General features: G+C 49.5%; 12 protein-coding genes. 8 read left to right on the top strand and 4 right to left on the bottom strand.

The features are described 5' to 3' along the window. The first annotated feature begins 920 nt into the window (after positions 1-920). Positions 921-2,855: an alpha-L-fucosidase gene (locus ACNRUY_RS22325; protein WP_488113874.1), complete on the top strand. Its 1,935-nt coding sequence runs from the start codon at positions 921-923 to the stop codon at positions 2,853-2,855. A 61-nt stretch (positions 2,856-2,916) separates the two neighbouring features. Here the strand turns inward: ACNRUY_RS22325 and ACNRUY_RS22330 are convergent, their stop codons facing one another. Beyond that, positions 2,917-3,840, bottom strand: a complete 924-nt coding sequence (locus tag ACNRUY_RS22330; RefSeq protein ID WP_488113875.1) for a hypothetical protein — start codon at positions 3,838-3,840, stop codon at positions 2,917-2,919. Between the two features lie 250 nt (positions 3,841-4,090). On the opposite strand from ACNRUY_RS22330, the gene ACNRUY_RS22335 reads away from it, so the two are divergent. Continuing rightward, entirely contained in the window at positions 4,091-5,338 is a 1,248-nt protein-coding gene (locus tag ACNRUY_RS22335) for a phosphodiester glycosidase family protein (RefSeq protein ID WP_488113876.1), read from the top strand. A gap of 87 nt (positions 5,339-5,425) precedes the next feature. Here ACNRUY_RS22335 and ACNRUY_RS22340 read toward each other — a convergent pair whose 3' ends face one another. Continuing rightward, entirely contained in the window at positions 5,426-6,094 is a 669-nt protein-coding gene (locus ACNRUY_RS22340; protein WP_488113877.1) for a protein-tyrosine phosphatase family protein, read from the bottom strand. Between the two features lie 399 nt (positions 6,095-6,493). Here ACNRUY_RS22340 and ACNRUY_RS22345 point away from each other — a divergent pair, with 399 nt between their 5' ends. The 5 genes from ACNRUY_RS22345 to ACNRUY_RS22365 all read left to right on the top strand — a co-directional run bounded on the left by ACNRUY_RS22345 (position 6,494) and on the right by ACNRUY_RS22365 (position 11,409). After that, positions 6,494-7,990, top strand: coding sequence for a carboxypeptidase M32 (locus ACNRUY_RS22345; protein WP_488113878.1), 1,497 nt, complete (start codon positions 6,494-6,496; stop codon positions 7,988-7,990). A 78-nt stretch (positions 7,991-8,068) separates the two neighbouring features. Further along, positions 8,069-9,133 (top strand): AI-2E family transporter, encoded by a 1,065-nt coding sequence (locus tag ACNRUY_RS22350; RefSeq protein WP_488113879.1) that lies wholly within the window; start codon positions 8,069-8,071, stop codon positions 9,131-9,133. 27 nt (positions 9,134-9,160) lie between these two features. Further along, positions 9,161-9,784, top strand: a complete 624-nt coding sequence (locus ACNRUY_RS22355) for an NUDIX hydrolase (RefSeq protein WP_488113880.1) — start codon at positions 9,161-9,163, stop codon at positions 9,782-9,784. A gap of 244 nt (positions 9,785-10,028) precedes the next feature. Next, positions 10,029-10,445 (top strand): CBS domain-containing protein, encoded by a 417-nt coding sequence (locus tag ACNRUY_RS22360; RefSeq protein WP_488113881.1) that lies wholly within the window; start codon positions 10,029-10,031, stop codon positions 10,443-10,445. A 547-nt stretch (positions 10,446-10,992) separates the two neighbouring features. Beyond that, positions 10,993-11,409, top strand: coding sequence for a VanZ family protein (locus tag ACNRUY_RS22365; protein WP_488113882.1), 417 nt, complete (start codon positions 10,993-10,995; stop codon positions 11,407-11,409). Positions 11,410-11,463: 54 nt separating this feature from the next. Here the strand turns inward: ACNRUY_RS22365 and tldD are convergent, their stop codons facing one another. Further along, positions 11,464-12,903 carry a metalloprotease TldD gene (gene tldD / locus ACNRUY_RS22370; RefSeq protein ID WP_488113883.1) on the bottom strand — a complete coding sequence of 480 codons (1,440 nt, stop codon included), beginning with the start codon at positions 12,901-12,903 and terminating at the stop codon, positions 11,464-11,466. 367 nt (positions 12,904-13,270) lie between these two features. On the opposite strand from tldD, the gene ACNRUY_RS22375 reads away from it, so the two are divergent. Beyond that, the gene (locus ACNRUY_RS22375) at positions 13,271-15,361 is read left to right on the top strand and encodes a prolyl oligopeptidase family serine peptidase (protein ID WP_488113885.1); all 2,091 of its coding nucleotides are present in this window, start codon (positions 13,271-13,273) and stop codon (positions 15,359-15,361) included. Between the two features lie 359 nt (positions 15,362-15,720). Here the strand turns inward: ACNRUY_RS22375 and ACNRUY_RS22380 are convergent, their stop codons facing one another. Continuing rightward, complete coding sequence (locus ACNRUY_RS22380; RefSeq protein WP_488113884.1) at positions 15,721-16,446, bottom strand: alkyl sulfatase dimerization domain-containing protein; 726 nt, start codon at positions 16,444-16,446, stop codon at positions 15,721-15,723. Positions 16,447-16,568: the final 122 nt, after the last annotated feature.

A 16,568-nucleotide genomic window follows, 5' to 3' on the forward strand; every position in this document is an offset into this window, starting at 1 on the left:
GCTTATCAGTGAGCGAGGAGAATTTGGAAAACAGGGCTTTTGCAGACATCGAAAGACAGGAAAAACCCTGATTATACAGGCTGTTTCTTGATGGCGCTGTTCAATTGGTGATCATGTTTTTGCCCTGGGGTGACTCCAGAGAAGAGAAAATGAATATGAAGTATTATGGCTGAACAAGTAAAAAACGCTTACATAATTTCTATCAATCCATAACCTGCTGATCGACTTGCGAATAAAAAGATAACAAGCAAAAAACACAAAACAATTAAATATTATCCTGATCAAAAAACATCTCAATCAGCACAGAAAAAAGGATCACCAATCAAAACAGAAAATAAAATCCCCCAAAATATAATTTTAAAAATGAGACCCGCTACTTATAAAAAGAAAACTAAAAGTGAACTGATTCAAAAAAAACAAAAAATTGATTAAAAAATGACTTATCAACGAATCCGGCACAATTAATAATACCCAGAAAAGGTCAAACAAATACACCATGGAAAAGTAATGCCACTCCCCCCCCAAAGAATCCACCATAACATTCCGAGTAACAATACAACAGAGGTTTCCAACCAGATATTTCCTCTGAATACTTGCAAACCCAGCATGCCCGAAGAAGCAGGCCAGCTACCACTTTAAACCCATTGAGAAAGCAGTCTTCATCCCGGAGCAAAACCATGAGCTCTACCCCTTTGAGCGAACACTGCCTATTGATGGAGTAACCAGCTGGCAATAAATTATTCGTGACACTTTGCAGGATCACCGGCCGCCTCCAATGGCTGGCCGGTGAACTTCAACGGCAGAAAAACTAACTCCACCTCCATTGACTAACGTCAATAGTCGCTTAACAGGCATCCACCTTAAAATCCCCCCTCCCTCTGGTATCAGCAGAACCTTAAAACAACCGCACCAGGAGTAGCATGCGAGTTAATCAATCCTTGTCACTGGTAAAAATAGTGACAGCAATTGCCATGGCTGGCCTTATTCACACCGTAACCGCCTCGGATTCCTTACCATTTGAGAGAAACTGGGAGTCTCTGTCCCAGGTAGATGATGCCCCAGAGTGGATGAAGGATGCTAAATTCGGTATCTATACCCACTGGGGCCCCCAGACAGAGTTTGCCCGATACCCGGTGCCAGGATCGCTGGATTATTATACCAATATGTATAAAAGGCAGATGCCCACCTTTGAGTTTCACCGGAAAACCTTCGGGGATCATAATACCGTCGGCTACAAAGATATCCTGAACGAGTTCAAAGCCCCTGAGTTTAGTGCCGAGACCTGGGCTGAAACCTTTCATAATGCCGGAGCCAAATTTGCCGGCATGGTGGTATTGCATCACGACAATGTGCCCATGTGGGACAGTAACCTGAACCCTTATAATGTAAAAAACCTGGGCCCAAAGCGGGATATCACAGGTGAGCTGGAAAAAGCCTACCGTCAGCGCGGCATGAAATTCCTGGCTACATTTCATAACCTGGCCAGCTGGACCCGATCTTATATTGAGGCCTATGAGTTCGATGGCAGCAACCCTGAAGCGGTGATGCTCTATAACGAACCCCACAAAAAAACCGATCCACCCACTCCAGAGTTTATCGAACGGAATATCAACATCATCAAAGAAGTGGTTCTTAAGTACCAACCTGACGGAGTCTGGTTTGACTACGGTTTTGGCAACCTCTTGCCGGAACCAGCCCAGATGGAGCTGGCGCAGTTTTACTACAACCAGGCCATCGCCAACGGTCAGGAGCTGGCTTTTATTCACAAACACGGCCCCAGAGTCCCGACAGGCATGCTGGATAAGGAAAGGGCCCGCCCGGGAACGATGCAGGAAAAAACCTTTATGAGCGATGAATCCATCGGTCGTAATTACTGGTTTTACAGCCCAACGGGACAGAGCCAGAGAGGAAGCCTGAAAGGTGCCTACCTGGTTCACATGCTGGCGGACCTGGTCTCCAAAAATGGCGTTCTGTTGCTGAATGTTGCGCCGGATCACCTGGGCAATATCCCTCAGCACCAGCTGAAGGCTCTGAATACCATTGGCTCATGGTTGAACATTTATGGAGACAGTATCTACAACACCCGCCCATGGGAAGTCTATGGCGAAGGGCCGTTCCAGAAGCGGTTCAAGGGCTATATTGGAGCCCGCTACAAGGAAATGATGGAATACACCGGGGATGATATTCGCTTTTCCCGTTCAAAAGACCAGCAAACGGTTTATGCCATTTTCATGGGCAAACCCCATGGGGCTCTTCCCATCACCTCCATGAAAGTCACCGATGCCAGCGCGCTTAAGAACAGCTTTGAACTCAGCGGCGGCAAAGTGACCCTCAACGTCAATGACCAGGGCAACCCGGTGGTTGCTGTGGATTACCAGAGCTTACCGGAATCACTCCGGGATATTGCCCACGTAGTGGCTATTCCCGCTACCGCCATTGCCTTTGACGCTTCCGCTGAAACCACCCTGCCCATGGTGGAGCTGAGTATTGACCATGCCCGTTTAAAAGGAGATTCCATTAACCTGATTGCTGTGGACTCCAACGCTGGCATTCGCGTGCTTGAACCCTGGACTGATCCAGGTGACAGCATATCCTGGAAATTTGAGATTCCTTCAGAAGGTACCTGGGCCTTGAAAAGCACGCTTAACAGCCCCGGTTATCAGAAAATGAAGGTCACCCTCAATCAGGAGTCGAGACAAATTACACTGCTGAAAACCCGGGGCGAAAAAACAGAGATGGACCTCGGGTCATTCACAACCCGCAAAGGCGTGGCAACACTGGAGCTTTCTATCGAAAAAGGCCAGCCATGGAACCAACTGCGTATTTTTGATATGAAACTTGAACGAATCAAGTAACCCATCCAGGCCAGGGGGAGCAGGCGGAACACAGCAGGCTCCCCCATAACCAAGGTGCATTTTATTCCACGTTTACCCGTTTCTGACTGATGGCTTCCAGTAAACGGTTTACACGCTCAATATCCGCCCGTGCTGAAAGTGCTTTGGCTTGCCCTTGTGCCCTGTGGGCATACTGGCTGGCCTCAGACCATCGCTGCAGTCGGCTCAGAATTTTCGCCATCTGGTAGTCAAACTGCATATCGGTTCTTGGGGTATCCACCCTGTTTTTCAGGGGCTCCAGAGCATCCATCCGGCTTTTTGCCTGTTGATCATGCCCCTCCAGGTAATCCACCCGGGCCAGTCTCATCCCTGACCTAAGGGCATCCCGGTCATACCCTTCCCGAAGAAACAACCGGGAAGCCTGATCAAAGGCACTGCCTGCCTCTTTCAAAGCATTCAACGTTTCCTGCTGCCCATCCGTCAGTGCCGCCCCAAGGTTATAGAGCACTTTGGCCAGCAACAGCGAATCACCCGCCGGTGTGCGGTTAAGAAGCGCCAGGGCCTTCCGCGCAAGGGGAACCGCATCCGGCTTGTGCATGGCCCTTGAAGCCGCAGACAGCAGGTAAAGGCCTTCTACCTGCCCCTTCGTATCTCCCCGTTTGAGGGCACTTTCATAAGCGTCAGCGGCTAACTCCCCGCATAATGGATAGTCCCCAAGATAAAAGGCCGAGGAAGCCATTTGCAGACGAAGCCGCTCTGCCATCTCTGAAGCAAGCCCCTTGAAAGCCAGCGCTTCTTTTCCCAGCTCCAGATGTTGCCGCCAGCAGCCTTTTTCTTTCAGCACCCTTTCATGGTCAAATACCCATTGAGTCAGAACCTCCGGGCGTGTCTCATCTTTTGCCGGAGAAGGGCATTGCTTATCGGCTAGCGATTCTGCATATAGAGAATCGATGCTGATAAACAAAATTAATAATGCTATCTGCAATAATGACTGAACGGATTTCATAGGCCTGCCATTGACTTGAAGTATTTTTCCAACATCAATAGTAGTCGCCCCTGAGTGTTACAGTTGAAACTATCGAGCTGCCCATTTTACCGGGGCGAGATCAGAACACCAGGGCGTTGCGACGAACCAGGGGATAATGCGGTGTAACCACACTGCACCAGAAAGCCTGATAGAAGCTAAAAATATACAGTTTCAGAAATATAAACTACGATCTAGCTCATCCTCATCATTGCAAACATCCGGATTAAAAATGAGCCCTTTATCTGACTGCACAAGTGCCGCTGCAGTACTTGCAGCAATTAACAGATTAAATTTCCTGAACAAGCTTTTTAGAAAAAGGCCATTTAAAAAGCACTTATTTTTATTCTCAAATATTATTTTAATCACGTCATGTGGTCATTCCCCGATAGAGGAAACAAGGGCCATCCACAATAACATTCATGAAACAAGAAAAATTGTCAATCAAGAACTTGCAAACAAACCCCTGCCAGACCGAGTCGAAGGCGTTTCAGGCATCATAGACAGAGAGCTGACCTGGCTGGCAAGCCTGGATTACAACTGGACTTGCCAACTACTGAACAACAGTGAAGCGGGAGGGGGGGCCATTCATTGGCAATTTCAGTGCAATGGGGTCTGGCCAAAAGATATACCTTCTATATTACTTCGCCATGGAAAAAGCATTTCAAAGTTAACCATCAATCTTATTGACATTGACCTTGATGCCAACCCAAAAGCCAGGCTCCTGCCCGCTATTGCCGCCAACAAAAAACCCTACAATTTTAGACAGCCTTTGATTGGAATTGCCAAAGACACTAACACTCATGGAAAAAAAGTCCTGGCTGGCATTAACGGAGGCTATTTCTTCATTCCTTCAGATTCTATAACAAGACCCTTCCTTGATTCTAACTGTCTGTCCAAGTTCTACCTTAACTTCGAAGAACCTCCCTATAGCAGCCATCAAATTGGTGATGGAATCCTGGTTATAAATCAACAGACTTTTTCCTATAACTGCCACAGCATTGGATCTTTACCTTCATCAAGAACCTCTTTCATTAAAAAGAAAGAGGCTGATTACCAAATAGCTGATACAGCCTCTGGAAAATTTGATACTGAAGATATCATTCATGCGCTTGGTGCAGGGCCGGGGTTAATGAGTTCCGGAAAACTGGCCATCAAAGATGAACTCATTCCTTCAACGCTTGAATTTTCAGCGAATACTGCTTTTATTCTTGGAAAAGGAGCAAACAACCATCATCATGCGATATTATTTACAGTTGATGGAGCGGATGGAACCCATGGCATGTATTCATTTGAAATGGCCAACTATATCGCCCGGCAAATTCCGGTTCTCATCCACGTTACACCCGTAGATGCCATGAGTATGGATCAGGGTGGCTCGACAGGCATGGTTGTCAACAGAAATGGTAAATTAACTACGGTAAGCAACTCTGGTGATAACAATCGTCCAATATACAATGCACTTCTTCTCGTAGAGTGACCTGACTGGCAGAGAGTCAACGATACAGCTGATTAAGCTTGCTAGCTCTGGGCTGTATCGTTGAAACTCTTTTTATAAGATAATACTTCAGTTGATCTCTCCAATCGTTTTCAGGCCAAGAATATCCTTCAAATAAAAAGCGTACCATTGCAATCCATAATGACTAAAACGACTGATTAAGCGTCCTGCAACCTGATTAGCATTATCATAAGCATTGACGAAACTCATCTCAGAATACTTCATAAGATAAGCAGCAATAACCTCACCTGTCCGATCGTGCCCTCCTTCGCAATGCACATAGATAACCAGGGGTTTAGCCCCACGAGTGTCAATGAGTTCTTTTAGCTGACTCACCAAATTTCGAAGATGACCAATACTGGGTATTTTTACAAGATCCTTTCTTAAGGTTTCAGGATACCAGTTGGGACTGGTCAGCGCCCCGTAAATAGAGTGCTTGATGAGATAACCAACACCAGGGTTTTCTTTGAAAAAAGTCGCCTCTATGTTTAAATCTTCCCCTTCAACGACACTGTTAATTAATGAAACATCCACAAGAAGAGCTCCATCAGGAATAGGTTGATGCCTTTCTTGTACCGAAATTTTATTCAAGGTTTCCATCAACTCATTGTGCGCAAATGTCCCATGGACGAGCGGCATATTACCTCGAAACAAATAGTTACCCGTTTTGGAATTGTAATCAACAAGGCGAACAGTCGCTGGGGAAAACTGACTCCCTCGCTCCAGTTTCTGGGCCATGAAAAAATCCCGCGTGTCAGATAACGAAGAGTGATTCTGACGGCAGGGTTCCTCTTGTCGCATGCTACAACCAGAACCCAGAAATACAATGAGTATCAACGCAATGATTACTTTATTCATAAACAACCATGAGCGTATAGATCAGCCCACCTCAATGATATGAAATCCAGAAGAATCGAACAGATACAGAAACGATCAGAAGCCTGTATTTGAATTGCCTATGATCAATTTCAGCGACATTTCAACATTTTGTTCCAATTTTAGCCCCTCACCCATAAAAAACCAGCAAGCAATACAAGGCAAAATAGGGCAAAATAATGAATCACTGCAGATCGACCAAATAACCATGGACAGCAGATAAGACCTGCCTGATCAATCTGACCTTGACGGAGAGTGACGATGACCCTGTCTTACCAGAACCTGGTTTCCCGCTTCCAGCAGATTTACCGGCTCCAGCATCTGGGCTCCCTGGCCAGCTGGGACCAGGCAGCAATGATGCCTCCTGGCGGCAACCAGGCCCGGGGGGATGCTCTGGCCGAGCTGAATGCCCTGCTCCACAATCTGCTTACGGCCCCGGAAGTGGGCGACTGGATTCATAAGGCCATGGAAGAAGAGCAGGAGGCTGAAACACAAACCTCCCTGAAAGAGATGGAACGGGAGTGGCGCCATGCCAGCGTCATTCCTGAGCGCCTGGTCAAAGCAAAAACCCAGGCCACCAGTCAGTGTGAGCACGCCTGGCGCAGCCAGCGCCCCGAAAATGACTGGCAGGGATTCGCCAGCAACCTCAAACAGGTGGTCGACCTCACCCGGGAAGAGGCCAACATCCGGGCAGAACATACCGGATGCAGCCCCTACAACGCTCTACTGGAACTGTATGAGCCCGGCATGGACACCGGCCAGCTGGACCCATTGTTTGGCTCCCTGAAAGCCTGGCTACCGGAGCGTATTCAACGGGCCCTGGAAAAACAGGCCTCAATAACGCTTCTCCAGCCAGAAGGTCCGTTCAGTATTGATAACCAGAAAGCCCTTGGGCTGGAGGTGATGAAACTGCTGGGCTTCGATTTCAACCATGGCCGCCTGGATATCAGCACCCACCCCTTCTGTGGCGGCGTCAGTGAAGACGTCCGGCTGACCACCCGCTACAACGAAGCCAGTTTTGTTGAAGCCCTGATGGGCACCATCCATGAAACCGGTCATGCCCGTTACAACCAGAATCTTCCCGAAAAAAACCGGGGACTCCCCGTTGCCAGTTACCGTTCAATGGGAATCCATGAAGGGCAGAGCCTGTTTTTTGAAATGCAGCTGGGTCGCAGTCCGGCGTTTCTGTCGTTACTGCAGCCACTGATCATCAAGCACCTCTGTAACAACGAGGCAGTTCCCTTTGCTGAATTAAGCAATCTGGAACGCATCTACACCCAGGTCCGGCCAGGATTGATTCGTGTGGATGCTGATGAAATCACCTACCCCGCCCATGTCATTCTGCGGTACGAGATAGAGCGAGATCTGGTGGAGGGCAGAATCGAAGTGGACGATATCCCGGAGCTCTGGAACCTGAAGATGAAAGAGTACCTGGGGCTGGAGGTGGGCAATAACCACGGAGACGGGTGCATGCAGGACATCCACTGGCCCATGGGTGCATTTGGCTACTTCCCCGGCTACACCCTCGGAGCCATGGTGGCGGCCCAACTGTTTGCTTCTGTGAAAAAAGCCATCCCAGATGTTGAAAAAAGGATTCGTGCCGGTAACCTTGAGCCGGTTTTCCAGTGGCTGCGACAGAACATCTGGTCCCGAGGCTGTCAGCTCAGCACCGAAGCGTTGATGGTTCAGGCCACCGGAGAGCCCCTGAGTGCCCACCACTTTCAGGCACACCTTGAACAACGTTATCTGCCGGATTAAACCTCCCTCCGGCCTGTCACTGCAGGCCGGAACCATCTCTATTGAGAACCAGCATTAACCCCATAAGGAACACCTTGGATGCGGGCTAAACAAACGACATCCGCCAGACATGCCTTTCAGGCCCTGGCCGCCCTGATCATTATCATGACCGGGATCAAGCTGGGCAGCACGCTGGTGATTCCCATGTTGCTGTCAGTGTTTCTGACCCTGTTGATTCACCCGGTGGTCAATTTCCTGGCCCGTCATCGAATCCCAAGGGCTCTGGGGATCATTCTGACCCTGACGGCCTTTGTGATTTTCATGCTGTTTTTCCTGGGTAATATTGGCAAAACCATCCAGGAATTTTCCGCCGCTCTGCCCGGTTACCGGGAACAGCTCACCGAAACGTTTAGAACCGCTCAGGAAACCCTGGCCCGACGGAACATTCACCTGGACCTGAAAACCCTGATGGACTCCCTAGATCCTTCCGCCCTGGTGGGATTGCTCACCGACATGATAGGCAGGCTCGGCAGTACCATGAGTTACGCCCTGCTGATCCTGCTCACCACGATCTTCATGCTGATTGAAGCCCCTGCCCTCCCCGGAAAACTTCGGCTGGCTCTCTCATCACCGGAACATCAGCTGCCCGATATCCGTCGTTTCATAGAATCCTTCAACCGTTATGTGGCCCTGAAAACGGTCATCAGTCTGATCACCGGCCTTCTGGTTACCCTGATGCTCTGGATCAAAGGCGTGAACTTTTTTGTGCTCTGGGGACTGGTCGCTTTCCTGTTCAACTTTATTCCCAATGTGGGCTCCTTCATGGCGGCGGTGCCCGGAGTGCTACTCGCCCTGCTTCAGTTCGGTTACAGTGATGCAATGGTCATCGCTGCAGGTTATGTCGTTATTAATTTGCTGATGGGAAATGCCATTGAGCCCAAAGTCATGGGTAAAGGGCTGGGACTGTCCCCCCTGGCGGTGTTCCTGTCCCTGATTTTCTGGGGCTGGCTGCTGGGCCCCGTGGGCATGGTACTCTCGGTCCCACTGACCATGTGCTTCAAAATTCTGATGGAGTCCTCCAGTCAATGGAAGAATGTGGCTATCCTTCTTGGACCGGAAATCAGTGAGCCGGACAAGAAAACCGTGGACCTATCAAAGTCCTGATAACCCACTGAAAACAGGAGCCTGTCAATGCCCGATACCCCCTGGATCGACTGGGTAGAAAAAATCCGCGCCATTGCCCAGAACGGCATTACCTATGCTGAAGGCGGTTTTGACCTGGAGCGCTACCACCAGCTGCAGGCCATTGCCCACGAAATGACCGCAGCCCTGACCGGAGCCCCCAGGGAGAAGGTTGACGACTATTTTCTGCCTGAGCAGGGTTATACAACCCCCAAAGTGGATCTCCGTGGGGGCATTTTCAAGGACGGAAAAGTACTGCTGGTAAAAGAGAGATCCGATGACTGCTGGGCGCTGCCCGGTGGCTGGTGCGATATCTGCGAACCTCCTTCCAGGGGCATTGAACGGGAAGTTATGGAGGAGTCCGGGTATACCGCGAAAGCCATTAAACTGGTGGCACTGAGGGATACCCACCGGCACCCATATCACCCAAGAAACCCCCACCATATCTACAAACTGCTCTTTCTCTGCGATCTGACGGGAGGTGAGGCAAGAACTAATCTGGAAATTTCCGACATCCGTTTTTTCAGTCCCGATCAGCTCCCCACACTGTCCCAGGGAAGAACTATTGAGCAGGACATTCATTGTCTGCTTGCACATTGCAACAACAGGGCATTGCCCACGGAATTTGATTAATAGCCCCACGGGCAAGGCGCCTCGGCGGCCTTGCCTTCACACACTCCTTTTTCCATAACGAAAAATACCCGCCCACCGTTTTCTGGCACCAAAAGTGCGTACTAACCAGGGGTGAGGCTGCAAATAATCGATTAAGCCCTGAAACAGAGCAATGCACCAGAACACCTCACAGCCACAGCCCAGTTGTGGTGCACTTATAAAGCACGGGTAATACCAGTACCGATAACGGAAAAGGACAAGAAGAATGGCCATAAATTCACTGCAGGTGTCTGACCTGATGGACGTCCAGCCACTGACCATTGACGCCGGTATCGGGGTGATTGTCGCCCTCCGGAAATTACTGGACAGAAAGCTCTCTGCAGCTCCAGTGGTGGACTCAGAAGGTAAGCTGGTAGGGATATTGTCCGAGGCAGACTGTATGCGGGGTACATTAATGGGCGGGTATTTTGAACAGGTTGGGGAGATGGTCAGCCACCAAATGACCACTGATGTCTGCTCAGTCAGCCCCAACACCGACCTGGTAAGCGCTGCGAAGCTGATGCTGGATAACAAACGACGGCTATTACCCGTTGTCGACAACAGGCAGGTGGTAGGACTGCTGACCAGAACTGCAGTACTGTCCAGACTGGTGCACCAGATGGATAACCGTTCCCACGACTGAAAAGAAATTTAAAGGGGACAGGCTCTCCATAAAGCCATCAATAGAAGCCATGTTTATACAAACATCATCGGGCAGCTAACTGACCTCCGGCAAAGCTGGGGGGAAGTTAGCTGGTTTTTGCCCTCACCCAACCCCTTACCCAGAGGGAGGTCTTTCAAAATTTGCACTGCCAAACTCCCTCTTCCTCTGGGAGAGGGCTGGGGTGAGGGAAAACGGTGAAGGGTTCATGGCGGAGACATCAAGATCAGCTATGAGTCGCCCCGCCATAGCCGGGGTTTAATTAACGATTAAGTATCGATTTGTTGTCACGAAATAAATCTATTGATCAAACCCAGGCCATTTAAAATTTCAGAATGGGTATTCTTCCTGGCTCAGCAAACATAAAACAACCTCTGAACATTTTTAAAATAATCTATTTACGACGTTTTTTTGACCGTTCTTTACAAAGAAAGCTAATGATCAATTAAATCAAACTTAAAGACATTAATAAAACGGCCTGACGATTGATATCTTACACTGAAAAAAACATCAAGGAATACTAAAGCACTTGGAAAGAGTCATCCTTCAACACTATCAGATCATTATAAGAACAACCCTTATGGTCGTTCTTTTCTCCACTCTGGTGTTATCATTAATTCCATTAAACAAAATCCATCATCTGGAATTAACCTTCTGGCAACTCCCTCTTGCCGGAGACAAAATCGCCCATATTTTTACATTTATCGTTCTATCCGCACTGTTTGACGGACTCTGGCCACACCAGAGCCTTAATTTGAAAAAAATCACAATCACAGCGATCTACGGCGCTCTTATTGAAAGCCTTCAATCGCTTACCGATTACCGTCACCCTTCTTTCTGGGATATGGTTGCCAATCTGGCGGGCATTTTCATTTACTGGCTGTTAACCCCTTTTTGGAAATCGGTTCCCATTCTACGAACCCGCTGGTTGATCCAGCATCAATGAAAGCAATCAGACAGCATCCCAGACACTGCCTGTCTGCTCTAGGGGAATCAAGGCCTAAGCCGTCCCCCCAACCGTAATTTCATCGATTTTCAGGGTCGGCTGGCCAACCCCCACTGGTACAGACTGCCCATCCTTGCCACAGATACCAATGCCCGGGTCCAGCTCAAGGTCATTCCCCACCATGGACACCCTGTTCATCACATCCGGTCCATTGCCAATCAGCGTCGCGCCTTTGACAGGCACAGTTTTTTTACCGTTTTCAATCAGCCAGGCTTCACTGGTGGAAAAGACAAACTTGCCGGAGGTAATATCCACCTGGCCTCCACCCATGTTTTCCACATAAATCCCCTTATCCACGCTGCTGATGATCTCCTGGGGATCATGCTGACCTGCCAGCATATAGGTATTGGTCATTCGGGGCATGGGCAAGTGGGAATAGGACTCCCGGCGGCCATTGCCGGTGGGGGCAACCCCCATCAATCGGGCATTGAGCTTGTCCTGCATATACCCCTTCAGAATCCCATTTTCTATCAGTACCGTACTTTCAGTGGCCACACCCTCATCGTCCATATTCATGGAGCCCCTGCGCCCCTGAAGAGTCCCGTCATCAACAATGGTACAGAGTGGAGAAGCCACCCTTTCACCGATCCGCCCCGCATAGGCAGACGACCCTTTCCGGTTAAAATCCCCTTCCAGACCGTGACCCACCGCCTCATGCAACAACACTCCGGACCAGCCTGAGCTCAAAACTACCGGCATAGTACCAGCCGGAGCAGCCACCGCCTCGAGATTCACCATGGCCTGTCGAACCGCCTCCCGGGCATACCCAAGGTCTGTGTCGTTTATAACAAATTGCCGATAATCACCCCGGCCACCACCACCGGCAGAACCCCGCTCAATACGCCCCTCTTTTTCCGCAATAACACTGACATTCAGGCGAACCAACGGGCGAATATCCGCCGCCAGAGTGCCATCAGAAGCCGCCACCAGAACCACTTCATGCACCCCGGCCATACTGACAGTCACCTGTTTAACACAGGGATCCGCCTTTCTGGCTTCCTGATCCAGGGATTTCAACAAGTCCACCTTGTCTTCACTGGACAGGGAGTCAAGGGGATTGGCCGTACCATACAACGACAGGGGCTGACTTCTCTGCCAGGCCTGAACCTGATTCTGCTGGCCCGCCCGGGCGATACTGCGAGCCGCTCCCGCCGCCTGCTCAAGGGCAGGGAGAATAATTTCATTGGAGTAGGCAAAACCGGTTTTTTCGCCACTCATGGCACGGACGCCCACACCGCTGTCCACATTGAAACTGCCTTCCTTGACAATCCCGTCTTCCAGCACCCAGGACTCATGACGCATGGACTGAAAGTACAGATCCGCAGCATCCACATTGTGGCCCAGAATCGTATCCAGAATCCGGCTTAACTCCCCGTCACCGATATTGGCTGGGGTCAGGAGCTGGTCGCGGGCTGTTGTAATAATATCTGTCATAGCTGTGGTCATCGCTTCGGCTTCACTCTGGCCTTTTCTTACCGCAAGCCTACTCCGCCCCGGTGGGGTAACTCAAGAAGAGAATAAGGAAAAGTCATGCCGGCCCGGCTATCACCATGAACCATGGCAGGCCTCCATCCTGCGGGCATCTATAACTGACATCCGGACATACTGACTATCAATGCAACTGGAGTTAATAGCCTATACTCCCTTTTCTTCAGGGCAAATCACCTTTATGGAATGGTGCCACGACCTATTGGCCATCACTGTTTATTGACGGGTCGTAACTCAAGCAATTTTACCTATAACACACACCGCCAGACCGGGAGAGACCATGATAAAGCCATTTTGTCTTTTTTTATGCTGCATGAGCCTCTCCGTGATAAGTTCAGGTAATGATCAAGGCAACCTTCATAATCAGGAGACCTCCTTGGAATTTCACAATGATCCCTATTTATGGCTTGAAGAGATCAATGGAGAAAAAGCCCTTGAGTGGGTTCAGAAGAAAAACCGTGAAACACAGAAAGCGCTAGAGTCCGCCCACTTTGAAAAACTGAAAAAAAGTATCCTCAATATTCTTGATACTGATGACCGGATACCCTATGTAACGAAATCCGGTGATTATTACTATAACTTCTGGCAGGACAAAGACCACACCCGTGGCCTCTGGCGGCGAACCACGCCAAAAGAGTACAGCAAGCAAAAAGTGGCATGGGAAGTCCTTCTGGATCTGGATGCCCTGGCTGAAAAAGAGGGTGAAAACTGGGTCTGGAAAGGGGCTTCAGTTCTTAAACCCGATGGTGACAGAGCCTTAATCGAACTCTCCAGGGGCGGGGGCGACGCTACGGTGACACGAGAGTTTGACATCACGGGCAGGAAATTCGTTACCAACGGTTTTTTCCGGAAGGAAGCCAAGGGAAGCATCTCCTGGATTGACCGGAACACGGTGTTTATCAGTACCGATTTTGGTGAAGGCTCTCTGACAAAGTCCGGCTACCCTCGTATGGCAAAACAATGGCGACGTGGCGAGCCTTTAGAGAAAGCCAGGGTGGTTTTTGCCGGAAAGGAAAACGACGTATGGGTGTCTGCAGGGCATGTTACCTCTCCGGGGTTTGAAAAAAATCTTGTCTACCGGGGCCTCGACTTCTACTCTTCACAGCTTTTCCTGCTAAAAGACACGGACGAGCTTGTAAAAATCAACGTTCCCGACAGTGCTGACAAAACCGTTTCCCGGGAACATTTACTGCTTGAACTTCGGGATGACTGGAAAGTTAATTCCAGACAATACCCTGCTGGCTCGTTATTGCTCGCCAACTTCGATGACTTTATGGCAGGCCATCAAAACGTCAAAGCCATCTTTACCCCATCCGCAAACACTTCTCTGGCGGGCTACTTTGCGACTCGAGACTTCATCTTTCTGAATGTGATGGAGGATGTAAAAAGCCGGATTTATCGATTATCACCACAGGATGGTTGGAAACCAAAAAAAGTGGAAGGCATGCCGGCGCTCAGTTCAATACATATCTACCCGGTGGACGCCGATTTCGGAAATGATTACTGGCTGATTTCCGATAATTATCTCACCCCCACAACCCTGTATCAGGGAAATCCAAAAAAGTCACTGGAGCCCGTAAAGCAGCTGCCTGCACTCTACCGCTCTGAAAAACTTGAAATGAAGCAGTATTTTGCCACCAGCAAAGATGGAACAAAGATACCGTATTTTATTGTCATGCCGAAAGGAATAAAGCTCAATGGAAGTAACCCGACCCTTCTGTACGGCTATGGGGGGTTTGAAATCTCACTGACCCCATCTTACAACCCTGTGACCGGACAGGCATGGACCAGCAAAGGAGGCGTTTATGTTGAAGCCAACATTCGTGGAGGAGGGGAATACGGCCCCCAATGGCACAAGGCCGCGCTAAAACAGAATCGTTTACGGGCTTACGAAGATTTTGCCGCAGTGGCACAGGACCTGATTCAACGAAAAATCACCAACCCGGGTCATCTTGGCATCCAGGGAGGGTCCAACGGGGGGCTTCTCGTGGGGAATATGATGGTTCAATACCCTGAACTGTTTTCTGCCGCTGTCTGCGAGGTGCCTTTGCTTGATATGAAACGGTATCACCAGCTCCTGGCGGGGGCCAGCTGGATGGCGGAATATGGCAATCCGGATATCCCGGAAGAATGGTCTTTTATAAAAACATTCTCGCCCTACCATAATGTGCGCGCCCAGCAAACCTACCCGGCTTTACTGATGACCACATCAACCCGGGATGATCGCGTTCACCCAGGCCATGCCCGGAAAATGACCGCCTTGATGGAGTCCATGGGCCACAACGTCAGGTATTACGAAAATACAGAAGGAGGCCATGGAGGCGCAGCCAATCATAAGCAGCAGGCCTATCTGCAGGCTTTGGGGCTGACTTTTTTACAAAAGCAGCTGGGGCTGAATAAATAATACAGGTGCTATTTTGGTGGGCAACGGCTAGCTTATGGTTTTCTGTCTCCATCCGGGTACTTCCGAGTTCGTCAGATGTTCCGCCAGGCCACGGGCAAGACTCATAAGGTTACTATCGCAGAACGTTTTCAGGTGAAAGCCCGGACTGACCGTTTCCGTTTCTGTCACACCATAACGAACGACAGATGACGACGGTTTCCCAGGCTGCTTTAAAGTGACTGCTGTCTATTATTTCTCCACCTGACCCACCGGTACTTTAGCTTGAGGACCGGCCCTCTACTCAGCTCCAGTAAGTCCCCCCGCGCGATGCTTCTCCGGAGGCCATGACAAGGCCATAATTACCCTGATTTCCCCAATACTCAAGATGGATTAAGCCTTGCTTCGGCCCTGCTAATCAGTCCGAGCAAATAATCTTTCTCGTAATTATTCTTCGTCACTTCAACCGCGTGTTTCAGGAGTGTCTCATAAATGGTCAGCTGTTCCTGCAACAACCCCTGGTGCTCTGGATCAGAGGCCAGACCAATTTCCAGCAAATGCAGAGCGTGCATCTTGTCGCCCTTGGCCAAGTGTGCCTGAGCGCGCTGCAACAGCTTTTCCACTCCGGCCATATCCGCTATGTCATAATAAACGTCCCTGACTGGAACGGTGTAGAGCTCTGTTGCGGAATCATGGTAAAACCAATCGGAGTAATAATGCCAAATGGATTTAACCGCCCAGGAAACCCGTCCATGGGCCTGTGATATTTCCAGTTCTTCAGGCAGGCTGATCTCCGCCATCAACTGGTGCACAGTTTTACCCGCGTTCATGCCCGCAATGGTCTCATCGTGTACATACTGCAGTGCATCGCGAATCAGTGTCAGGCCGGCAACAATTTTCTCCTTGCCAACTATATGCCCGTAGTGACTGGGCACCAGGATTTCAGGTTCGAGTGCAATCAACTTATTAAGCGAGTTGATGTACTCGATAGGTTTTCTGACTTTTTCACCGCGCATGGTGAAAATATTGGGAAACTGGGGGAAGAAAGGCCCCAGTGTGTCACCGGTAAAGAGTACTTTTTTCTGGGGTAGCCACAGACTGATGTGCATTAGTTCAGATCTGATCTGACAATTCCCTCTTCAAAAAAGGGAAGGGTTACCGATTTAGATAGAGGGTGAAATCACTGAAATCTAAATCGTAAAAAGGTAACCCTTATGATTCATACTAATCA

The sequence above is a fragment of the Endozoicomonas sp. Z74 genome (genome assembly GCF_057680865.1).